This window comes from Nonomuraea sp. NPDC059023, assembly GCF_042740095.1.
GTDB lineage: Bacteria > Actinomycetota > Actinomycetes > Streptosporangiales > Streptosporangiaceae > Nonomuraea.
The window spans coordinates 181,880-203,686 of record NZ_JBHYIO010000014.1; the positions used below are offsets into that span (position 1 = coordinate 181,880).

Below are 21,807 nucleotides of genomic sequence, written 5' to 3' on the forward strand. Positions count from 1 at the left end.
ACAGCGACAGATTGTCCGTAGCCCACAGCTCATGGTGTAGAGCCCGAGCCTATCCCCAGGTGGGCACCACCGCCCACGACCAGGAACAGGTTCTGATGTGGCTCTCGCTTCGTTCACGCGGCTTGGCCGAATCCGCAGGTCATGGCGTGATGCCGTCTACCTGCTGGTGCAAGCGGCCCTGGACCGGTTTCGGTGCTTGGTCAGGGGTTGCGGTTGGTGGTGGATGTTTGTGGCCAGGGTGGGGGTGGTTACCGGGGGCCCGTATCGCCACATGGGGGGTTTCGGCAGCGCGTCCGGTCGTGTCCTGGAAATGGAAGAGGCCGCCGATATGTGCTCGGGGGTACACACATCGACGACCTCTAACGGAGAATCGGTCACCCTTACACCCGCGTTACAGGGTTTCGCGGACAATTTTCCGCCATCGCAAAGTTGGTACTCCAACACTCGGCGATGACGGATGGTTACCTGCCGAATACGGCAACATGGGGCAACGCCTCACACGAACCCCAGGGATGCACTAGTGGCCACCTCTGATCCGGTCTACCTGCGCGTCGTCGAAGACATTCGGCGGCAGATCAACGACGGCACCCTCCTCCCCGGCGCGCCCATCCCCTCACGGGCGCAACTCACCCGTAAGTACCAGGTCGGCGAGACCGCGGCGCGGCACGCGCTGCGTGTGCTGGCCGCCGAAGGTCTCATCATCGGCCGCGTGGGCTCCGGCCATTACGTACGGGAACAGCCAGAGCTGTCCCCGCTGCACCGTTGGCGATTTCTCGACCACCCGGCCCCCTTCGCCGCTGACCTGCAGTCGCAGGGCAGGCGTGTGACCTGGGACTGGCACAGCGAGCCCGCCGAAGCCGGGCCGGACATCGCCCGGCGGCTGCGTGTCGACGAGTCCGTGACGGTCTCGCGTACCCGATACGTCTTCCGTGGCGACGGCAAGCCGCTGCAGTTGGCCACCTCGTATGAGCCGATCGAGTTCGCGGCGCACTCGGAGGACGAACGGCGCAGCCTGGTGACCCGAATGTCCGCGCACGGCATCAAGATCACGGAGATTGTGGAGACCGTGCGCACGCGCGTGCCGCGCCCTACGGAGAGTGACGCTCTGGACCTTCCGGCCGGGGTGCACGTTCTCCACGTCGAACGGACTCATTGGGCCGGCGACCGCCCGGTCGAGACGAGCGACATCGTGATCCCTGGCGACCGATTCCAGGTGGTGTACAGCATGCCCATGTAATTCATCGGACGTTCCTTCCGATCAAGTCTGGATTCGACCGTAATCTCTGGTTATCGTCACGGCAATACCTCCGATGTATGGAGTGCCGATGAGTCCAAGGATGCTGGCGGGAATGACCATGGTCGCGGTGATGCTGGTGGCGCCTCCGGCGGGGGCAGACATTCGGGCCGAAGGCGCCCCGGCACACGAAGACCCGCAAACCGACGGACCGCCGACAGGCGACGCCATGACCCGCGCGGCCTTTTCCCAGCAGGGCGGGACGGCGCGGAGAGCGCCCGGAGAGCGGGGGTCCACTACGGTGGCGCCGACCGGCACCGGTGCGGAGTCGCGAGGGTCCTTCACGGGTGCCGCGCGACCGGATTCTGCCCATGTCTGGGCAGGTCACAGGCCTCCAGCCGGCGCGACAATCCAGCAGGCCTCCGGTCCGGTGGCGGCCCATCGGCGTTCTGAATCGGCGAACTTCCAGAAGGTTGCTGTGGGGGCGGAGCCGTACACGCTGTGGTTTGACGAGCCAGCGCCCGATTCCGACAGCGGGTGGGAGCAGCGGTCGTTGCCGATCGGCAACGGGGCGCTGGGGGCGACGGTGTTCGGTGGGGTGGCGGCTGAGCGGCTGCAGTTCAACGAGAAGACCTTATGGACCGGTGGGCCGGGGGTCAGCGACTACAACTACGGCAACTGGGACACTCCTCGGCCTGGAGCGCTTGAGGGCATTCGCGAACGTATCTGGAAAGAGGGCGGGGTCAAGCCCGAGGACGTGCTGGCCGCGCTGGGGCACAAGTCCGACTCGCCACGCCATCGGCGCTTCGGTGCCTATCAGAGCTTTGGGGACCTCCGGCTGACCTTCACCCAGCCACCCACCGCTCCGGACAGCCCCTCAGAACGCCCCGCCTCCAGCCCGATGACCGCTGGTCCGTCGGACTCGGACTCGGGCACGGACTCGGGCACGGGCACGGGCACGGGCACGGGCAGGGGCTCGGGCTCTAACTCGGGCTCGGACTCGGGCACGGGCTCGACAAGTTCCGGGTCAACCGCCCCTGGTCTGGCCAGTTCCAGCCCGACATCCCCAGGTCTGACGGCCTCGGGTACGACCGCCTTGGGTACGACGGCGCGAGGGCCGGCGGCGCGAGGTCCGGCTGGCTCGGGTCCAGCACCGCAACGTCCAGCGCCACGAGGCCCGTCCACCCATGGGCTGACGGACTCCGAACTGACGGACTCAGAGCTGACAGCCTCGGGTCTGACAGCCCTGGGTCCCGCTGGCTCAGGAACGGCGGAATCCTCCGAATACCGCCGCTACCTCGACATCTCCCAAGCAGTAGCAGGCGTCTCCTACACCTCAGCGGGTGTCCGCTTCACCAGGGAGTATTTCGCCTCAGCCCCGGCAGGCGTGATCGTGGGCCGCCTGTCGGCGAGCGCACCAGGTCAGCTGTCGTTCAAGGCCGAGATCTCCACCCTGGCCAACCGCACCAGAACCGCCACGGCCGCCAATGGCCGCGTCACGGTCAAAGGGGCCCTGGCCAGCAACGGCATGCGGTACGAGACCCAGCTCCACGTGGTCAACAGGGGCGGAAGCCGTACCGATGGAGCGGATGGGTCGGTGACGGTCACCGGTGCGGACGAGGTGGTGTTGATCCTCGGTGCGGGCACCGACTATGCCGCGAAATATCCGATGTATCGGGGTGATGACCCTCATGCCAAGGTCACCGCTCAGGTGGATCGGGCGGTCAGGCTGGGGTATGACGGGCTGCTCACGAGGCATCAGGCGGACTATCGGGGGCTGTTCGACCGGATGAGGGTGGATCTGGGCGGGGTGATGCCGGCCGTACCGACGGACGAGCTTCTTGCCTCCTACGGCGCCGCACCTCAGGCGGATCGCGCGCTTGAGCAGCTTTACTACCAGTTCGGGCGGTATCTGCTGATCTCGTCCTCCCGGCCGGGATCGCTGCCCGCCAATCTGCAGGGCGTCTGGAATGTCCATGAGGCGCCCCCATGGCAGGCCGACTACCACGTCAACATCAACCTGCAGATGAACTACTGGCCTGCCGAGATGACCAATCTCGGTGAGACGTTCGAGCCGTTCGCCCGCTATGTCGATGGGCTGCGCGAGCCCGGACGGGTGACGGCGCGGCAGATGTACGGTGCGGATGGGTTTGTCGCGCACCATGCCTCGAACATCTTCGGCCACACGGGCGCTTGGGACCATCCCGCCTATTTCTTCCCGGAGTCCGGCGCGTGGCTGGCCGGCCAGCTGTACGACCACTACCGATTCACCCGCGACCGCTCCTTCCTGAAGAAGGCCGCGTACCCGGTCATGAAGGACGCCGCGCGCTTCTGGCTCGATTTCCTGCAGACCGACCCGCGCGACGGCAAGCTCGTCGCCATCCCCAGCCGCTCGCCCGAACTCGGCCCGTCGGTGGCGGGGGCGTCGATGTCGCAGGAGATCTTGTGGCAGCTGTTCACCGAGGTCAGGGAGGCCGCGCTGCTGACCGGCGACCCGGCGTTCGCGGCGAAGGCCAACAAGGTACTCAAGAAGCTCGATCCCGGTCTGCGCATCGGAAAGTGGGGCCAGCTTCAGGAATGGAAGGAAGACCTGGACAACCCGGACGAGACGCACCGCCATGTCTCGCATCTGTACGCGCTTCACCCGGGGCACCAGATCTCCCCGCGAACCACCCCGGAGTTCGCAGAGGCCGCCAAGGTCTCGCTGAACGCTCGTACCGACGCGGGGACCGGCTGGAGCAAAGCCTGGAAAATCAACTTCTGGGCGCGTCTGCTCGATGGCAACCGGGCCCACAAACTGCTCGGCGACCAGCTCAGAACCAGCACCCTGCCCAACCTGTGGGACACGCATCCGCCGTTCCAGATCGACGGAAATTTCGGGGCGACGGCGGGAATGACGGAGATGCTCCTTCAGTCCCATCTGGATGCCCTTGACCTGCTGCCCGCCCTTCCCGCCGCCTGGGCCGACGGCTCGGTGGACGGCCTGCGTGCGCGCGGTGCGTACACGGTGGGGCTGACCTGGAAGGGCGGCGAGCCATCCGAGGTACGGCTTCGCGCTGATAAAGCGGGATTGGCGACGCTACGGCATGACATGTTCCGCATGCCGGTACGCGTCTACCAGAACGGCCGTCCGGTCGCCGCCGTCCGCCACGGCGACAAGCTCCTTATCCCCACCAAATCCGGTGCGAACTATCGCATTGTGCCCGCATGAATACTGTCGGTGGAGGTTGATAGAAAGTTCTCGTGCTAGTCAACGACCTGCCCGCTCACGAGCGGCCACGCGAGCGCCTCATGGCGTCCGGCGGCGCCGCGCTCGCCGACCGTGAGCTGCTCGCCGTGCTGCTCGGGTCCGGGTTCCGCGGGGCCGGGGCGGTCGAGCTCGCCGCGCGAGTCATCGAGCACTGCGGTGACCTCGGCGAACTCGCCCGCGCCGAGCCCCATCGCCTGCTCGCCGTCCGGGGCGTGGGTCCCGCGAAGGCCGCACGCGTCGCCGCCGCCTTCCATCTCGTACGGCGGGCGCAGGCCGGGCCGGAGCGGGCCAGGATCACCGGGAGTTCCGACCTGGCCGAGGTCACCGCGCCGTTGCTCCGCGGGCACACGCGCGAACGGCTCGCGATCGTGGTGTGCGACGGCCAGGGCGGCATCTTGCGGCGTACCGTCCTGACGGAAGGCGGGGCCGACCACACGCCGTTCCCGGTCCGCGAGATCATCACCACCGTGCTCACCATGGGCGGCGCCGCGTTCGGGGTCGCCCACAACCACCCGGCCGGCACCCTCACCCCCAGCCCCGCCGATCTGACCGCCACGACCCGCCTGGCAGAGGCGGCCGACACCGTGGGCCTGCGCCTCCTCGACCACCTGATCATCACCGACACCGCCTGGCGCCGCATCCCCACCCCGTAGCCGCGCTTTGCCTGGGGGTACGGCTGGGCGGGCTGTTGCCCGGGGTTGCGGGACGTCGGGGAGGGCCGAGGGTGTGGACGGTCGGGAGCCGGGGTTGCGTGAGCAGCCGGGGAGCCGGGGTTGGGTGGGCCAGATGCCGACGACTGCCGGGAGCCAGGTGGCCAGGGGCCGGGGCCCGGAAGGGGCAGGGGCCGTGCGCGTTGCGCCGGAAGCCGCCGGGCAACGTCTCGCCGACGCGGCGCCGGACAAGCACGGGCGTGCGCCCCACTTCCCCGGTAGCCGGGGGCGGACGGGCGGGGCGGGGGGCCGTGCGCGTTGCGCCGGAAGCCGCCGGGCAACGTCTCGCCGACGCGGCGCCGGACAAGCACGGGTGTCCGCCCGCTCCCCTGCAACCCGGGGCGGGCGGGGCCAGGGCGGAGGGTGGGTGGGCTCAGGAGCGAGCGGGCCCGGGGCCAAAGGCGGACGGGGACAGCCGTGGGATGGGGCGCGAGGAGGGGGCCGCGCGGAGGGAGTCGCGCGGAGGGGCCGCGCGAAGGGGGCCGCGCGAAGGGGGCCGCGCGAAGGGGTGGAGCGGAGGACTGAGGTGAGGGGCAGGGCGTGGGTTGAGGGGGGTGGAGGGGCGCGCGGAGGGAGGGCTGGGGCGGAGGACCAGGGTGAGGGCAGGGCGTGAGTGGAGGGAGCTGGGTGGAGGGGCAGGTGAGGGGTGGGTGGAGGGGTGGGTGGCGCCGGGGGACCTGGTGGTGGGCCCGGCGCCGGTTGGCGGTTAGAGGGGTTTGCGGCCGATCAGGAGGGTGGTGAGTTCGTTCAGGGCTACCGGGCTGTCCACCTGGAATCCCGCCTCACGCAGCCACCCCTCCCCCTGCGCGATCGTGTACTCCGACGAGCCGCTGAGCAGCGCCATGTTCAAGCTCATCAGCAACCCGAACGCCGACTCCTCCCGCTGGTCGTCGATCATGCTGTCGTAGATGAGCAGCGCGCCGCCCGCGGGCAGGTGGTCGTAGGCGCGCTGGATGATCTGGCGGCGCTGGGATTCGACCCAGTCGTGGAGCACGTGCCCGATCACGTACACCTCGGTCTCGGGCAGCGGGTCGGTGAAGAAGCTGCCGGCCTGGAAGCGGACTCGGGTGCCCAGGTCGGTAGATGCCACCAGCTCGTCGAACAGGGGGTTGAGGGGGGCCAGGTCGAAGGTGACGCCCTCCAGGTGGGGGTGGGCGGCGGCGATGCGGGTGGTGAGCATGCCGCGGCAGCCGCCGAGGTCGGCGAAGGACTTCACCGAGGACCAGTCGAACTTCTCGGAGATGGGGCGGCCGAGGAGGGTGGCGTAGCCGTCCATGCCTTCGGCGAAGGAGCGGGTGCGCTGGGGGGTGGCGTACAGGGCGGGCATGGGGTCGTCGACCTTGGCGCCGTGAGCCAGGTTGGCGGCGGTCTTCAGGAAGGAGGTCAGGTCGCCCCACGCGGGGTAGAGGCGACGCTGGTTGAGGGCGAGGAAGCCGCCGATGTACTCGGGGGCGCCGGGGGTGAGGTACGCGCTGGCGGCGGCGGTCGGGCCGTAGCCGCTCGCGTCCCTGGTGAGCAGGCGCATGGCGACGAGCGCGTCGAGGAAGTCGCCGGCGACGTTCTGGTGGAGGCCGAGGTCGTCGCGCAGGCGCTCGTAGGGGACGGGGCCGTCGGCGACCTTGGAGAAGACGCCGAGTTCTACGGCGGCGTAGAGGGCCTGGGCCTCGTAGAAGCCGGTGGCCGTCTTGATCAGGGAAGCTGCGGTCAGCGTCATGGGCTGTCTCCTAGTCCTTGGTGAAGCAGAGGATGAAGGCGTCGCCGCGGGTGCTCGGCGTGTAGGCGGTGGTGGCATAGGCGTGGTACGGCTGCCGCTCGACGACCACGCGGTCGAAGAAGCGCAGGTAGCGTTCGAGGATGGTGGCGGCGGAGGCGGTGCAGGTGGCGGCGTCGGGCACGTCGCCGTCGAGGGAGAACATGGGCACGAACGTGCCGCCGGGGCGCAGCGCGCGCACCACCTTGGGCATGAACGCGTCGAGCCTGGCCCGGTCCTCGAAGATGGCCTTGGGCAGTTCGGGGTCGAAGAAGACGCCGTCGTAGCTTTCGGGCCTGAGGGTCTCCACGTAGTCGAAGAAGTCGGCTTCGACGATCTCCAGGGTGGCGGGCACGTCGGGGTTGGCCTCGCGGAACAGTTCGATGACCTTGGGGTGTTTCTCGACGACGGTGTGCCGGTAGGTGTCGGCGCGCCCGGCGATGCGCAGGGCGGAGTAGCCGAGCCCGAGGCCGACCTCCAGGAACTCGCCGCCGCGCTCGCACAGCAGGTCGGCCGAGCGCCACATGAGGGAACGTTCCCAGCCCTGCATGGCCTGGACTTCGCCGATGTAGAGCGTCACCTCTCCTTTCTCGTCGCGGACGAGGTTGATCTCGGTATCCGGAAGGGTCGTCATGTCTCTCCCTTGGTGAGGTGGTCGATGAAGCCGGTGGTGTGGGCGCCTTTGCGGAAGACGGGGGTGGCGAGCACCTCGCGCAGGAAGGCGGTGTTGGTGCGCAGTCCCGGCCCGGTGACGCGCAGCTCGGACAGGGCCCGGTCCATGCGGTCGATGGCCTGGTCCCGGTCGGCGCCCCAGGTGACGATCTTGGCGATCATGGGGTCGTAGTCGGGCGGGATGCGGGTTCCGGCCCGGACGTGGGTGTCCACGCGGACGAACGGGCCGCCGGGCGGCGTGAACTCCTCGATGAGGCCGGGGGCGGGGGCGAAGTTCCGCTCGGGGTCTTCGGCGTTGATGCGGCATTCGAGCGCCGCGCCCCGCCGTACGACGTCTTCCTGCCGGAACGGCAGAGGGTGTCCTGAGGCGACGGCGAGTTGCTCGCTGACCAGGTCGAGGCCGGTGACCAGTTCGGTGACGGGGTGTTCGACCTGGATGCGGCAGTTGGTCTCGATGAAGAAGTAGTCGCCGGTGTCGTCGTCGACGAGGAACTCGAAGGTGCCGAGGCCGCGGTAGCCGATGGCGCGGGCGCCGGCGAGCGCGGCCTGCGCCATCCGCTCGGCTAGCTCGGGCGCGACGGCGGGCGACGGGGTCTCCTCCAGGAGCTTCTGGCGGCGCCGCTGGGTGGAGCAGTCGCGTTCGCCCAGGTGTACGGCGTTGCCGTGCGCGTCGCAGATCACCTGGATCTCCACGTGGTGCGCGGCCCGCAGGTAGCGCTCCAGGCAGACCCGGTCGTCGCCGAACAGGAGCTGGGCCTCGGCCCGCACCCGCCGGTAGGAGCCGGGGAAGTCGTCGCCGGAGTACACGATGGCCATGCCACGCCCGCCGCCCCCGGCGACGGCCTTGATGACGACCGGGTAGCCGACCTCGTCGGCGAGCCGGCGGCCTTCTTCCTCCTCGACCGCGTGCAGGCTGCCGGGCAGTACGGGGACCCCGGCCGCGCTCATGGTGGCGCGGGCAGCGGCCTTGTCGCCCATGGCCTCGATGACGTCGGCGGACGGGCCGATGAACGTCAGCCCGTACTCCTCGCAGATGCGGGCGAACTCCGCGTCCTCCGACAGGAATCCGTAGCCGGGGTGCACGGCGTCGGCGCCGGACTGCAGGGCGGCCTCGACGAGGGCGGCGGCGTTGAGGTAGCTGCGCCGGGCCGGGGCGGGGCCGATCCTGATGGTCCGGTCGGCCCAGTCGGGCGGCGCGTCGGCCGCGGAGTGCACGGCGACGGTCCTGATGCCGAGCTCCCGGCAGGTACGCCCCACCCGTAGCGCGATCTCGCCCCGGTTGGCGATCAACACGGTGCCGAACATCATCGCGCCCCGGGGAAGAGGGTGTCGCAGGCCGAGGAGTCGCCCGGCGCGATGACCACGAGCGGCTGGTCGTACTCGACCGGCGCCGCGTCGGCCGCGGGGATCTCGACGACGCGGCCGGGGGCCTCGGCGACGATCGGGTTCATGAGCTTCATCGACTCGACGATCCCGATCTGCTGGCCGACCTCGACGGTGTCGCCGACGGAGACGTACGGCGCCGCCCCCGGCTCGGGCGCCCGGTAGAAGGTGCCGACGAGCGGGGCCCGCACCTGGATGTGCCCGTCGTCGGGAAGCGGCGGGTCCACCGTCGTGGTCACCACGGCGGGGAAGCCGTCGCTCCAGGTCAGCTCGGCGCTGGCCAGCCCGTGCGAGATCTTGAGCGTGGCCGGCGGATGCGGCAGCAGGGAGACCAGTCTGGTCGCCGCCTCGCACAGCGTGTCGAAGTCGCTGTCGTTGGGGAGCTCGGTCATGGATTCACCTCCGGGTGAGTTCTGGGACGCCGAAGCGCCGGAACCGGTCGCGGCGCTGCCGTACCAGCTCGGGGCCGGACAGCGGGAGCAGTTCTGCGAAGGCGGCGCGGACGGCGGCGCCGAGCAGGGCGGCGGCCTTGACGGGGTCGGTGTGCGCGCCCCCGTCGGGCTCCTCGACGACCGCGTCCACCACGCGCAGCCGCAGCAGTTCGCCCGCCTCGACCTTGAGCGCGGCGGCGGCCCGCGGCGCCTCCGCGGCGCTCTTCCACAGGATCGAGGCGCACCCCTCGGGCGTGATCACGGAGTACCAGGCGTTGGCGCTGATGAGGACGCGGTTGGCGACGGCGAGCGCGAGCGCGCCGCCGCTGCCGCCCTCGCCGGTGACGACGGTGACGACGGGCACGGTGAGCTGGGCCATGAGGCGCTGGCTCTCGGCGATGGCCAGCGCCTGGCCGCGTTCCTCGGCGGACAGGCCGGGGTAGGCGCCGGGCGTGTCGACGAGGGTGAGGACGGGCAGGCCGAGCTTGTCGGCCAGGCGCATCAGCCGGCCGGCCATCCGGTAGCCCTCGGGTGAGGGCATGCCGAAGTTGGAGGCCGTGCGGTCGCGGGTGGTGTGGCCCTTCTGGTGGCCGATGAGCATCAGCGGGAGCCCGTCGAGGCGGCCGATGCCGGCCACGATCGACGGGGAGTCACCGAAGACCCGGTCGCCGTGCAGGCGCAGGAAATCGTCGAGGACGAGGCCGGCGTAGTCGGCGGTGGTGGGGCGGCCGGTCTCGCGCGCCAGCCGTACCACATCCCAGGGTTCACGCGACGGCGGGACGAACGGCGCGACAGCCTCGAAATCCGGCGAAACACCCGAACGCGAGACTCCCGAAGAAGCCGATACCAGCGACGACAGCGTCGCGCGCAGCCCGGAACGCGGCACGATCGCGTCGACCATCCCGTGCTCCAGCAGGAACTCGGCCGTCTGGAAGCCGTCCGGCAGCTCCTGCCTGATCGTCTGCTGGATGACCCGGGGCCCGGCGAAGCCCAGCCGCGCCCCCGGCTCGATGAGGATGACGTCGGCCAGCGTCGCGAACGAGGCGGCCACCCCGCCGAAGGTGGGATCGGCGATCACCGAGACCGACAGCACCCCGGCCGCGTCCAGACCGGCGAAGGCCTGGGCGGTCTTGGCCATCTGCATGAGCGCGATCACGCCCTCCTGCATCCGGGCGCCGCCCGAGGCGGTCACGGTGACCAGCGGCGCCCGCTCGGCCGCCGCGGTCTCGGCGGCGAGGGTGACCAGCTCTCCGACGGCGGCGCCGAGGCTGCCGCCGAGAAAGCGGAAGTCCATGACGACCAGCACGACGGGCCGCCCGCCGATCGTCCCCCGGCCGCCGACGGCGGCCTCGTCGAGGCCGGTCGCCGTCCGCGCCGCCGCGATCCTGTCCGGGTACGGCACCGCGTCGACGAACCCCAGCGGGTCCTCCACCACCTCCGGCGTCTCGAAGGGCCGGAACGAGCCCGGGTCGAGCAGCTGCTCCACCCGCTGCCCCGCGGTGACGGGATGATGGCACCCGCACTCGGGGCAGACGCCCAGCGCCCTGCCGAACCGGCGGTGATGGATCATCGCCTGGCAGCGCCGGCAGCGGATCCACCTCTCGTCCACGACTCCTCCTAGAACGCCGAGACCACGGTGAAGGTCTCGTAGGGCTGCTCGCGGGCGATGTCGAGGTAGGGGCGCAGCGGGCTGGTGTGGCGGTGGCTGCTGCTGTGCACCCAGTCCTGGAGGTGCTGGTAGCTCTCCCAGTAGCTGGTGACGGCCATGGTGGTCTCGTTCACCTGGGAGTGCAGGAGCTCGTTGCCGAGCATGCCGGGGGTGCCGACGAGCTGCTCGCTGATCTGCTGGTACGTCTTCGACAGCGGCTGCACCTCCTCCTTCGGCACGCGGTACCAGAGGATGACCCGGACCCGCTCGTGGTCGGTCGGCATGGTGGCCATGGAGCCTCCTGTTCGGTAAGGGGCCAGCCGCGCGCGGTTGTCGACGTGCGCGGGGCTGAGTTCGAATTGCCGGAACGCGGACTCGTCGGTCCAGTCGGTGATCACGTAGTAGGCGTCCTCGCCGCGCAGCAGGCTCTGCCCCCGGTTGGCGGGGTGGGCGGCGATGCCCTCGGCGACCTCGCGCCAGGTGCGCTCGAAGGCGTCCTCCTGGCCGGGCCGTACCTGGATGTCGAGCAGCACGCGGAAGGTCACAGCGTGTACACCGCCATGGCCTCGACGTTGCCGAGGAAGACCAGCACCGTGATGACGGTCCTGACCATGTTCCACTTGCCGAAGGCGGGACGGGGGTCGCGCTGCGACCAGTCGGCGGGCAGGTCGTCGGGGTCGAGCCGCATGACCCGCTTCTTCAGCACGGCGTTGCGGGTCGCGGAGATCACGATGACCGCGACCAGTGCCGCGATGAGCGTACCGAGCAGGTATCGCGCGCCCTTGGTGGGCGCGACCAGCAGCAGGTAGACGTCGCACGCCAGCACGCCGATCACCATGATCGGCCCGAGCGGGTCGAACCGGGGCGACCAGTACTGGTGCAGCCGCACGTACTCGCCGGCGGGCAGGCGGCGCATCCAGGGCACGCCGCCGATCGCCGACCACAGGAGCATGCCCGCGACCAGGCCGCTCAGCGCGATGGAGATCTGTGAGACCAGGACGCCCATCGGCTCAGCCCGCCGCCTGCTCGACCAGGCCCTTGATCCGCTGCATCTGGACAGCGGTGTTGGTGTTCAGGCGCTCGCGCATGGCGGCGTCGTCCACCGGGGAGACGGGCTTCATCTCGAAGTCCTGGACCCAGCGCATGCGTACCCGGCCGGGCGCGGGCTCGGTGTACTCCCAGAAGAGGTTCATGTACTTGAACCAGCCGGTCTCGACGCGGTGGGCGCGTACGGTCCTGGTCTCGGGGTCGGAGGTGCGCTCGGAGACCCAGCTCCACTTGTTGCCCTGCGGGTCGGGGTGCATGGTGAGCCGGAACCTGATCGTGTGACCGTCGCGGGCGAGGATCTCGGTGGCGGCGTACTCGCTGAACAGCTCGGGCCACGACTCGACGTCGTTGGTCATCTTCCAGACCAGGTCGAGCGGGGCGGCGATGTCGATGGCGTTGTCGGTGTGGCCGGCCATGATCAGGCCTCCCAGTGGTAGAAGGGCGTGGCCATGGCGTCCTTGGGCTCACGCCAGTTCGGGTCGTAGGGCGAGATGAACTCGCTGAGGCCGGTGTTGAGCTCCTTGTAGAGCTCCGTGCTCCTGGCCTTGTAAAGCCCGTCGGTGATGTCCTCGCCGGCCTCGACCAGGTGGAAGTAGAGGTCGTGGAAGCGGAACAGGGTGCGCCGCTTGGCCCCGATGAGGTGGGGCAGCTCGGAGGCGTCCGACTTGGCGAAGAGGGCGGCGACGGCGTCGGCGTTCGCCGCGTCCATCTTCGCCACGATGAGCGTTCGCTGCATGGTCATCCCTTCTGGTGTTGGGTCAGCCGGCGGCCGGCCTGGAAGAGGGTGTCCGGGGGGTTGAAGCTGTAGCTCAGGCGTACGGCGGGCGTCGGCGGCCGGCCGAACCGGGAGCCCGCGGCCACCCGGATCCCGGCCCGCGCGGCGGCGGCCAGCATGTGCTCCTCGCTGGCGCCGCGCACCCACAGGAAGAACCCGCCGTGCGGCGGCCGGGCGAAGCAGGCCGTGCCCAGGCCCTTGACCAGGGCGTCCCGGCGGGCGCCCAGTTCCTTGCGGAGCATGGTGAGCCTGGCGTCGTAGCCGCCGTCCTCGATGAGGGTGGTGACCGCGAGCGAGGCCAGGTGGTTGAGCCCGCCACCGCTGGACAGCAGCCCGCTGGCGGCGGCTGCTGCCACCATGGGCGGCGCGGCCAGCATCCAGCCGAGCCGCAGTCCCGGCCCGAGCGTCTTGGCGAACGAGCAGAGCCTGACCACTCCCTCGTAGCCGGCCAGCGCGGCCATCGGCGCCGGCATGGTCAGCTCGTCCAGGCACAACTCGGCGTAGGCGTCGTCCTCCACGACGAGGACGTCGTGCTCGCGGGCCACGTCCAGCAGCGCCAGGCGCCGCTCCTCCCCCACCAGCCGCCCGGTCGGGTTGTGGAAGGTGGGGATCAGGTAGGCGAACGCGATCCGCCTGCCGACGGCCCGGTGCCTGCGGATGGCGGCGGCCAGCGCGTCCGGTTCCGGTCCCGCCTCGTCGGCGGCGAACGGGGCCAGGCGCAGCCCCCGGTCGGTGAAGATCTGCTTGCCGTAGTCGTAGGCGGTCGGCTCGCACAGGACCACGTCGCCCGGCTCGGCCAGCGTGGTGGCCAGCATGTGCAGGGCGTGGGAGGTGCCCGCGGTGATCAGGATGTGCTCGGGCCCGCAGCCGGCGCGTTCGGCGAGGGCTTCGCGCAGGGGCTGGACGCCCTGGTTCTCGCCGTAGGAGAGGGCGGCGGGGCCGTACCGGGAGAAGGCCTTGTCGTAGGCGGCGGCGAGCAGGTCCACGGGGAGCAGGGCGGGGTCGAGGTAGCCGGGGGCCAGGTCGGTGATCCCGGGCGGCGCGACGTCCTGCACGATTCCGGTACGCCAGTACGGGCTCACCCCGCGGCCAGCAGGACGGCGCGCAGCTCTTCGGCCGCGGCGCGGATGGAGCTGTGCGGCCTGGCCAGCGCGATGCGCAGGGAGCGGTCGCCCCGGGCAGGCTCGGCCCAGTGGAACTGGGTGCAGGGCAGCGCGTAGACCTGACGCTTGTGCAGTTCGTCCCAGATGTCGTCGCAGCGCAGGTGGCCGAGGTCGACCCGCTCCACGCTGACCCGGCTGTCGGGGTCGGGGAAGCTGACGCCGGGCACGTCGCCCAGGACGCCGCGCACGATCGCGCGGCCCTCGGCGATGAAGGCGTGCAGGTCGGACAGGCCGCCGTTGGCCGCGTCCTCGGCGAAGTGCTCGACGAGGGTCAGGATGAACGGCGAGACGCCGAGCAGGATGTCGGAGTAGATCTTGGGGATCGGCAGGCCGATGTTGCGGCTGTAGGCCAGTAGGCCGACCTTGAGGTCGAGCGTCGCCCAGAGCTTGCCGGTGTCCTCGATGACGACCCACCGGCAGCCGCTGGCCTCCAGCACCGCGTAGTGGTCGTAGTGGGCGCGGGTGTCGAAGCCGCGGAAGGAGGTGTCCAGGGCCAGCACGACGTCGCGCTCCCTGCACACCTCGGCCACCTCGGCCAGCCGCCGGGCCGACAGTACCCGGCCGGTCGGGTTGTTGGGCGTGGTGATGAAGACGCACCCCACCCCCTCCGGTACGGCCAGCGCCGGGTCCCCGGTGTGCAGCGGCTCCTCTTCGACCGGCACCAGCCGTAGCCCCACGCCGCGCAGGATGTCGGGGATGTTGTCGAAGGTCGGATGCACCAGCCCGACCGCGTCCGACGTCGTCACCAGCGACCTGGCCAGGATCTCCATGGCCACGGACGAGGCGTAGCAGCTGAGCACCGCGTTGTCGCCCACGGGGTAGCGGTGCTGGCCGAGGAGCTGGAAGAAGGTCCGGTGCGCGGTCCTTTCCAGGTCGGCGATCGGCTGCATCGCGGCCTTCTGGAAGAGCGTGGACAGCTCGTCGATGATGCGCTGCTGGCCGTCGCTGAGCTCCTGGCGGGCGTGGCCGTCGGCCACGTTCAGCTCGCTGTCGAGAGCCAGGATTTCGAGTTCGGTGAGGTTGACATTGCTCGAGATCATCTCTACGCCCCGTCGTGTTCTACCGGGAAATCCGGATGCTGTGCTGGTCAAACCATTGGTTGATCTGCAGGACCGACTCCATGTCGGTCAGGTCGCGCCACGCCCGCTTGGGCTCGATCGGCGACTCCAGCAGCGCCCTGGCCCTGCCCGTGTCGATGAGCGGCAGGACGGGGGCGCCGGAGTCGTCGAGGAGCCGGCCGAGCTCCGACTTCAGCAGCGGCGCGTACCCCGGGTCGCGGCCGGTGGGGAACTGGCTGGGCCCCCGCTCCAGGACGGAGGCGGGCAGCAGGTCGGCGACGGCCGCCCTGAGCAGGCTCTTGGGCTTGCCGTCGAAGGTCTTCATCGCCCACGGCACGTTGAAGAGGTATTCGACGAGCTGGTGGTCGCAGAACGGCCAGCGCAGCTCCAGCCCGCCGGCCAGGCTGACGCCGTCGTCGAGCGCGCAGCCGAACTCCTGCCACCCCCGCAGGTGCAGGTAGTAGATCTCGCGCATGCGCCGCTCGTCCTGGTCCTCCCCCTCCAGGTACGGCATGCCGGCCAGATCCTCGCGGTACCGGTCGGCGCAGTAGCCGGGCACGTCGAGCTCCTTGAGCAGGTCGGGCGCGAACAACCCGGTGCCGAGCCCGTCGGGCGGCAGGTGGTGGGCGGTGGCGGCGACCCACGGGTAGGTCTGGGCGGCGACGACCTCGGGCCGGTCCATGCCCATGAAGGAGGCGAAGACGGTGTCGGCCTGCTCGCCGGCCAGCACGACGCTGACCTTCTCGCTGACGCGCCTGGCCAGCGCCCGCAGGGACGCGGGGAACTGGGGCGCGGCGACCGGCAGGTCCTGCTGGGCGGCGACCGCGGTGCGCCGCAGCACCGGGTCGGTGACGGCGACGCCGTCCAGTTCGACGAACTCGTGCTCGGAGCCGATGTGCGCGGCCACCTCGCGGGCGTAGGGCGCGTCCTCACTGGCCCGCATCGGCCCGGGGCCGCCCGCGGCGCCGCCGGGGTAGCCGACGGTGAACGTGCGCAACGGCCCGTCGCCCCGCTCGGCCAGGATCTTCGCGGCGATCGCGGCGACCGTGCTGGAGTCGAGGCCGCCGGACAGCAGCACGCCCACGGGGACGTCGGCGTCGAGCTGCTGGGCCACCGAGTGTTCGAGCAGCTCGCGGACGCGGGCCACGGTGGTGTCATGGTCGTCGGTGTGCGGCCTGGCCGCCAGTCGCCAGTAGAGGTGCTCGTGGACGCCGGAGCGGCTGACGGTGACGACCTCGCCGGGCCGTACGCGCCGCATGCCCTTGACCGGGCTGCGGCCGACACTGCTGGTGAAGGCGAGCAGCTCGCGCAGGCCGTCGAGGTCGGCCACCCGCTCGACGAGCGGGTGGGCGAGCACGCCCTTCGGCTCCGAGGCGAAGACGACGCCGGAGACGGTCGGGTAGTAGAACATCGGCTTGACGCCCATGCGGTCGCGGACCAGCAGCAGCCGCTCGCGGCCGGTGTCCCAGATCGCGAAGGCGAACATGCCGTCCAGGTGCTCGGGGCAGCGCTCGCCCCACTCCAGGTAGGCGTGCAGCAGCACCTCGGTGTCGCTGCGGGTGGCGAACGTGTGGCCGAGCGCCTTCAGCTCGGCCCGTAGCGCGTCGTGGTTGTAGATCTCGCCGTCGAAGGCGAGGACGGCGCCGCCGTGCGCCATGGGCTGGGCGCCGCCGCCCAGGTCGAGCGCGGCTCTGCGCCGGTGGCCGAGCACGGCGCGCGAGGAGGCCCACAGGCCCTCGCCGTCCGAGCCGCGCCACGCGAGCGCGCCGAGCTGCGCGAGCACGATGTTGCGGTCCAATGCGAGATCACGGTGGAAATCCACCCATCCTGCGATGCCGGCCATCCGCCAGTTCCTCCGCGCGATTCGGGGACGCTTGCCCCGGTATGGTGGCAACCCGGTTTCGGCGCGGCCTGTAGCCGTGATCCAGACGGGAGCCAGCCCGCTTGGTCCAGGCGGTGGTAGTGCTGACACCACCCCGGGATCTCTCGTCGCCGCCCGGGTCTTTCGCGCCCGATCCCGGTTGACTGGGACCCATGACAGAGACCGCCACCGTGACGACGGACGCCGTACGCCTGATCGACCTCTCCCGCGTCTACGGCGAGGCCCCGAACGAGGTCGCCGCGCTGCGCGGGGTCAGCACCACCTTCCCCGCCCGCTCCTTCACCGCGATCATGGGCCCGTCGGGCTCCGGCAAGTCCACGCTGCTGCAGTGCACCGCCGGGCTCGACCAGCCGACCGGCGGGAAGGTGCTCATCGGCGGCGCCGACCTGGGCGAGCTCAACGAGCGCCAGCGCACCGAACTGCGCCGTGACCGCCTGGGCTTCGTCTTCCAGTCCTTCAACCTCATCGCCTCGCTGACCGCCGCCCAGAACGTGGCGCTGCCGATCCGCCTGTCGGGCCGCCGCCCGCCGCGCGCGTGGATCCGCGAGGTGCTCACGCTGGTCGGCCTCGGCGAGCGCATGGGACACCGCCCGGCGGAGTTGTCCGGCGGACAGCAGCAGCGCGTGGCCATCGCCCGCGCCATCGCCGCCCAGCCCGAGGTGATCTTCGCCGACGAGCCCACCGGCGCCCTCGACAGCAAGTCCGGGCGCGAGGTGCTGGCGCTGCTGCGCCGCCTGGTCGACGAGCGCGGCGACACCGTGGTGATGGTGACGCACGACCCGTTCGCCGCCTCCCACGCCGACCGCGTGCTCTTCCTGTCCGACGGCCTGCTGGTGGACGAGCTGCGTCAGCCCAGCTCCCGCACGGTCGCCGCCCGCCTGGCCGAACTGGAGGCCGCGTGACCACCATCTCCGCCCTGCCCGCGCGGCCGGGCGTACGCACCCGCACGCTGCTGTCGGTCGCCTGGCGCACCCTGCGCAGCCGCGTCTCCGGTTTCGCGGGCGCGGTGATCGCGCTCGCCCTGGGCGTCGCCTTCGCGGGCGGCGCGACCTCGATGCTGGCCTCCGGCTCCGCCCTCCCTCCCGACACCCCCGAGGCGGTACGGCGGGCCGTGTCGGAATCCGGCGCGCTGCTGGTCATGCTGGCCGTGATCGGCGCCTTCGTCACCGTCTTCGTGGTGGCCGGGACCTTCGCCTTCATCGTCGCCCAGCGGCGCAAGGAACTGGCCGTGCTGCGTACCGTCGGTGCCGCGCCCCAGCAGGTGCGGTGGATGGTGCTGGCCGAGTCGGGGTTCGCCGCGGTCCTGGCCTCCACGCTGGGCGTGCTGCTGGCCGGGCCGCTCATGGCCGCGATGGCGGCGCTGCTGCGCTCGCAGGAACTCCTGCCCGCCGCCTTCACCCCGAGCCTGTCGCCGGGCGCGCTGGCCGGATGCTTCGCCGCCGGGGTGCTCGTGGGCCTGGTCGCCACGGTGGCCGCCGCCCGCCGGGCCGCCGCAGTCCGTCCCGTCGAGGCGCTGCGCGCCGCGGCCCTGGCCGACCAGCCGATCGGCAAGGGCCGCTGGCTGGGCGGGCTGGCCGCGCTGGCGGCCGGGGGCGGCATGCTGGCCCTGGTGCCGGTGGCGCCGCCGGACGGGCGGATGCCGCTGACGATGTTCGTCTCGATGCCGCTGGTGATCGGCTTCGCGCTGCTGTCGCCGGTCTTCGCTGCCTGGACCAGCGCGCTGGTCGCCGCGCCGCTGGCCCGCCTGACCGCCGCCACCGGCGAGCTGGCCAGGGAGAACGTGCGGATGGCGGCCCGGCGCACCGCGGCCACCGCGGCGCCGGTGCTCATCACGGTCGGGCTGGCCGGGTCGCTGCTCGGCGGCACCACGCTGCTCGGCGAGGCCATGGCCGCCGACGCCAAGCAGGTGTGGCGCTCCGACCTGGTCGTGTCCGGCGCCGGGAGCGCCGAGGCGGCCCGGTGGCTGGGCGGGCAGGCCGGGGTGGGCGCGGCCGTACCGGTGACGTCGGGGCAGGTGGAGGTGCACGCCAACCGCACCACCCGCACGGTGCCCGCGCAGGGCGTGGACCCGGCCGGGATCGGCAAGGTCATGAACCTCACCAAGGTCGAGGGCAGCCTGGAGGCGCTGCGCGAGGGCGCGGTCGCCGCCGACCGGCGCCAGGCCTCGGCGCTCGGCTGGCGGCTCGGCGAGAAGGTGGAGCTGCGGCTCGCGGGCGGGGTGAAGGCCACACCGCGGCTGGCGGCGCTCTACGAGGGCTCACCGCTGGGCGGCGGGCTGCTCGTACCGCCGGGCATGCTCAAGGGCGCGGACGCGGGCTGGAGCGCCGTGCACGTGTCCGCCGACCGGCCCGCGGCGATCCGGGCCGAGCTGGAGAAGCGCTGGCCCAAGCTGAAGGTGTTCGACACCGTGGAGATCATGGCCATGGTGAGCGGGGCCCGGCAGGAGGGCATGCGCATCGGGGCCATCGCGCTGGCCGGGTTCGCCGTGGCGTACACGCTGATCGCGGTGGCCAACACCTCGGCGCTGTCGTTCGGGGCGCGCCGCGGGGAGTTCGCGCGGCTGCTGTTCCTGGGGGCTCGGCGGGTACAGGTGTTGCGGATGGCGCTGTGGGAGGCGTTGTGCGTGGCCGCCACGGGTGTGCTGCTCGGTGGCGCGGTCACCGTGGTGGCGGTGCTGGGGCTGCGCGGCGTGCTGGGCGGGCTCGGGCTTGAGGTGCCGACCGCGTTCCCGTGGACCGAGGCGGGGCTGGTGGCGCTGGCCTGCGTGCTGGTCGTGGTGGTCTCCGCGCTCGTCCCCACGGCCCTGCTGCTGCGCCGCCGCACGTCGGTCGCAGAAGCCGCCGCCTAGCGGGCGCCTTCGCGTAGGTATCGGAGCACCGCCGCGACCCGGCGGTGCTCCTCGTCGCTCGGCTCCAGCAGGAGCTTGGCGAAGATGTTGCCCACGTGCTTGAGCACCGCCGCCTCGGTGACCACGAGCTCGCGCGCGATCGCGCTGTTGGTCCGGCCCTCGGCCATCAGCGCGAGCACCTCGCGCTCGCGCGGCGTGAGGCGCTCCAGACCGGGGTCCTGGCGGTTCTCCAGCAGGCGCACCACCACCGTGGGGTCGATGGCGGTGCCGCCCGCGGCCACCCGGGTGACGGCGTCCAGGAAGTCCTCGATCTCGCCGACCCGGTTCTTCAGCAGGTAGCCGACGCCCCGCCCGGAGCCCGACTCCAGCAGTTCCATCGCGTACGAGCGCTCGACATACTGCGACAACACCAGCACCGCCACCTTCGGGTGCTCGGTGCGGATGCGCAGGGCCGCGCGCAGCCCCTCGTCGCGAAACCCTGGCGGCATCCGCACGTCCACGACCGCGACGTCCGGCAGGTGCCGGTCGACGGCGGCCAGTAACGACGGCGCGTCGCCGACGGAGGCCACGACCCGGTGGCCGAAGCGCTCCAGGATGTGGCGCAGCCCCTCGCGCAGCAGCACCGCGTCGTCCGCGATCACGACGTCCACGTAACCTCCACCCGCAGGGTCGTTCCCCCGCCTTCCGGACTGGACAGGCTGACCGTGCCGCCCACCGCCGCCACCCGGTCGGCCAGGCCGACCAGGCCGGTGCCGGAGGCGGTGTCGGCGCCGCCCGCGCCGTCGTCGCTGACCTGCAGAACGATGCGGCCGGGGGCGTCGCGCAGCAGCAGTTCGGCGCCGCTCGCGCCGCTGTGCTTGGCGAGGTTGGTGAGCGCCTCACAGCCCGCGAAGTACAGGGCCGACTCCACCGACTCGGGCGGGCGTCCGTGCGAGGTCTCCACGCGTACGGTCACCGGCACCGGACATCGCTCCGCCGCCTCGGCCAGCGCCCCTTCGAGCCCGCGGTCGGTCAGGATGGGCGGATGGATGCCGCGGACGAGGTCCTGGAGCTCGGCCAGCGTCTCCCCCGCCTCCCGGTGGGCCCGCTCGACCAGCTTCCTCGCCTCGGGGTCGGCCCCGGCCAGCTCCATCTTGACCAGCCCGAGCGTCATCATCAGCCCGGTGAGCCGCTGCTGGGTGCCGTCGTGCAGGTCGCGTTCGAGGCGGCGGCGCTCGCTGTCGAAGGCGTCGGCGAGCCGGGCCCGCGAGCGGTCCACCTCGATGAGCCGCAGCTCCAGCTCCTCCTCGGGCGGCCGCGTGAGCAGCGTACGGGCCAGCCCGGCCTCGGCCGCCGCGACGGCGGTCACCAGGTAGGCGGCCAGGACGAGCAGCACCAGCCCGGCCAGCGAGGCGCCCCACGCGAGCGCCGGGTCGGAGGTGACCTTCTGCCAGGACGGGTTGGCCGACGGCGAGAACGGCAGCAGGCGCCAGAACGGGGCCAGCAGCGGGCCCCCGGCCAGCAGCGCGAGCACCAGCAGCGCGACGGCGTTGAGCGGGCCGAGCAGGCAGAGCAGCAGCCCGTGCCCGGCCTCGCGCCAGGTGGCCGCCTCGCGCAGCAGCGGCCTGCCACGGTGCCGGCCACTGTGTGGATCGGGGGCCGGGCGGCCGTCGACCAGGCGCAGCCGGGCCCGCTCGACCCGGCCGAGCGTCTCGGCCCAGCGCGGCAGCAGGCGTAGCAGCGGCACGCCGACGACGATGGGGACGGTCACCACACCGACGACGAGCAGCACGACGGTCCCGGCCAGCCAGACGATCGCGACGAGGAAGCCGCCGAGCAGGTAGGCGACCGAGCGCCAGGGCCGGGAGCTGAGCGGCACCCGCGCCGGAGCGCTGACCAGCCCTTCCCACGGCCCGCCCTCGATCCCCACGATCCTCATCCTAATGAGGGAATTGAGCCTGGTTAGTGGCCCGCGCC

Annotated in this window: 19 protein-coding genes; 5 read left to right on the top strand and 14 right to left on the bottom strand. The window is 71.5% G+C overall.

Translation table 11 applies throughout. From position 1 onward, the window contains the following. Positions 1 to 520 precede the first annotated feature (520 nt). The 3 genes from ACFWYW_RS24625 (at position 521) to ACFWYW_RS24635 (ending at position 5,137) form a co-directional block, all read left to right on the top strand. Entirely contained in the window at positions 521 to 1,237 is a 717-nt protein-coding gene (locus ACFWYW_RS24625; protein ID WP_379618226.1) for a GntR family transcriptional regulator, read from the top strand. Between the two features lie 112 nt (positions 1,238 to 1,349). Then, complete coding sequence (locus tag ACFWYW_RS24630; protein ID WP_379618224.1) at positions 1,350 to 4,445, top strand: glycoside hydrolase N-terminal domain-containing protein; 3,096 nt, start codon at positions 1,350 to 1,352, stop codon at positions 4,443 to 4,445. A gap of 32 nt (positions 4,446 to 4,477) precedes the next feature. After that, positions 4,478 to 5,137, top strand: coding sequence for a RadC family protein (locus ACFWYW_RS24635; RefSeq protein WP_379618222.1), 660 nt, complete (start codon positions 4,478 to 4,480; stop codon positions 5,135 to 5,137). Positions 5,138 to 5,900: 763 nt separating this feature from the next. Here the strand turns inward: ACFWYW_RS24635 and ACFWYW_RS24640 are convergent. From ACFWYW_RS24640 to asnB, 12 genes are read right to left on the bottom strand one after another with little or no spacing between them, the layout of a single operon-like run. Continuing rightward, complete coding sequence (locus ACFWYW_RS24640) at positions 5,901 to 6,908, bottom strand: methyltransferase (RefSeq protein ID WP_379618220.1); 1,008 nt, start codon at positions 6,906 to 6,908, stop codon at positions 5,901 to 5,903. Between the two features lie 10 nt (positions 6,909 to 6,918). After that, positions 6,919 to 7,578: a class I SAM-dependent methyltransferase gene (locus ACFWYW_RS24645; protein WP_379618218.1), complete on the bottom strand. Its 660-nt coding sequence runs from the start codon at positions 7,576 to 7,578 to the stop codon at positions 6,919 to 6,921. Next, on the bottom strand, positions 7,575 to 8,909 hold the full coding sequence (locus ACFWYW_RS24650) for an acetyl/propionyl/methylcrotonyl-CoA carboxylase subunit alpha (RefSeq protein WP_379618216.1): 1,335 nt from the start codon (positions 8,907 to 8,909) through the stop codon (positions 7,575 to 7,577). Before ACFWYW_RS24650 ends, ACFWYW_RS24645 begins: the two co-directional genes overlap by 4 nt. An 11-nt stretch (positions 8,910 to 8,920) precedes the next feature. Beyond that, a complete protein-coding gene (locus ACFWYW_RS24655; RefSeq protein WP_379618214.1) occupies positions 8,921 to 9,391 on the bottom strand; it encodes an acetyl-CoA carboxylase biotin carboxyl carrier protein in 471 nt (156 codons plus the stop codon). Positions 9,392 to 9,395: 4 nt separating this feature from the next. Then, complete coding sequence (accA, locus tag ACFWYW_RS24660; protein WP_379618212.1) at positions 9,396 to 11,039, bottom strand: acetyl-CoA carboxylase carboxyl transferase subunit alpha; 1,644 nt, start codon at positions 11,037 to 11,039, stop codon at positions 9,396 to 9,398. Positions 11,040 to 11,047: 8 nt separating this feature from the next. Continuing rightward, positions 11,048 to 11,623, bottom strand: coding sequence for an antibiotic biosynthesis monooxygenase family protein (locus ACFWYW_RS24665; RefSeq protein WP_379618210.1), 576 nt, complete (start codon positions 11,621 to 11,623; stop codon positions 11,048 to 11,050). After that, positions 11,620 to 12,084 (bottom strand): anthrone oxygenase family protein, encoded by a 465-nt coding sequence (locus tag ACFWYW_RS24670; protein WP_379618208.1) that lies wholly within the window; start codon positions 12,082 to 12,084, stop codon positions 11,620 to 11,622. Before ACFWYW_RS24670 ends, ACFWYW_RS24665 begins: the two co-directional genes overlap by 4 nt. Positions 12,085 to 12,088: 4 nt before the next feature. Beyond that, positions 12,089 to 12,541 (bottom strand): SRPBCC family protein, encoded by a 453-nt coding sequence (locus ACFWYW_RS24675; protein ID WP_379618206.1) that lies wholly within the window; start codon positions 12,539 to 12,541, stop codon positions 12,089 to 12,091. Positions 12,542 to 12,543: 2 nt separating this feature from the next. Next, positions 12,544 to 12,867 (bottom strand): TcmI family type II polyketide cyclase, encoded by a 324-nt coding sequence (locus tag ACFWYW_RS24680; protein ID WP_379618204.1) that lies wholly within the window; start codon positions 12,865 to 12,867, stop codon positions 12,544 to 12,546. Further along, entirely contained in the window at positions 12,864 to 13,982 is a 1,119-nt protein-coding gene (locus ACFWYW_RS24685) for a PLP-dependent aminotransferase family protein (RefSeq protein WP_379618202.1), read from the bottom strand. Before ACFWYW_RS24685 ends, ACFWYW_RS24680 begins: the two co-directional genes overlap by 4 nt. Next, a complete protein-coding gene (gene mppP / locus ACFWYW_RS24690) occupies positions 13,979 to 15,103 on the bottom strand; it encodes an enduracididine biosynthesis enzyme MppP (protein ID WP_379618200.1) in 1,125 nt (374 codons plus the stop codon). Before mppP ends, ACFWYW_RS24685 begins: the two co-directional genes overlap by 4 nt. A 19-nt stretch (positions 15,104 to 15,122) precedes the next feature. Continuing rightward, positions 15,123 to 16,964 carry an asparagine synthase (glutamine-hydrolyzing) gene (gene asnB, locus ACFWYW_RS24695; RefSeq protein ID WP_379618198.1) on the bottom strand — a complete coding sequence of 614 codons (1,842 nt, stop codon included), beginning with the start codon at positions 16,962 to 16,964 and terminating at the stop codon, positions 15,123 to 15,125. A 191-nt stretch (positions 16,965 to 17,155) separates the two neighbouring features. Between asnB and ACFWYW_RS24700 the strand changes: the two genes are divergently transcribed. Both ACFWYW_RS24700 and ACFWYW_RS24705 read left to right on the top strand, forming a co-directional pair. Then, positions 17,156 to 17,905 carry an ABC transporter ATP-binding protein gene (locus ACFWYW_RS24700; protein WP_379618196.1) on the top strand — a complete coding sequence of 250 codons (750 nt, stop codon included), beginning with the start codon at positions 17,156 to 17,158 and terminating at the stop codon, positions 17,903 to 17,905. After that, positions 17,902 to 19,851, top strand: a complete 1,950-nt coding sequence (locus tag ACFWYW_RS24705; RefSeq protein ID WP_379618194.1) for an FtsX-like permease family protein — start codon at positions 17,902 to 17,904, stop codon at positions 19,849 to 19,851. The genes ACFWYW_RS24700 and ACFWYW_RS24705 overlap by 4 nt, the downstream gene beginning before the upstream one ends. Here ACFWYW_RS24705 and ACFWYW_RS24710 read toward each other — a convergent pair. Both ACFWYW_RS24710 and ACFWYW_RS24715 read right to left on the bottom strand, forming a co-directional pair. Further along, positions 19,848 to 20,501 carry a response regulator gene (locus tag ACFWYW_RS24710; protein WP_379618192.1) on the bottom strand — a complete coding sequence of 218 codons (654 nt, stop codon included), beginning with the start codon at positions 20,499 to 20,501 and terminating at the stop codon, positions 19,848 to 19,850. The two genes, ACFWYW_RS24705 and ACFWYW_RS24710, sit on opposite strands and share 4 nt — an antisense overlap. Further along, positions 20,489 to 21,769, bottom strand: a complete 1,281-nt coding sequence (locus ACFWYW_RS24715; protein WP_379618190.1) for a sensor domain-containing protein — start codon at positions 21,767 to 21,769, stop codon at positions 20,489 to 20,491. Before ACFWYW_RS24715 ends, ACFWYW_RS24710 begins: the two co-directional genes overlap by 13 nt. Positions 21,770 to 21,807 lie beyond the last annotated feature (38 nt).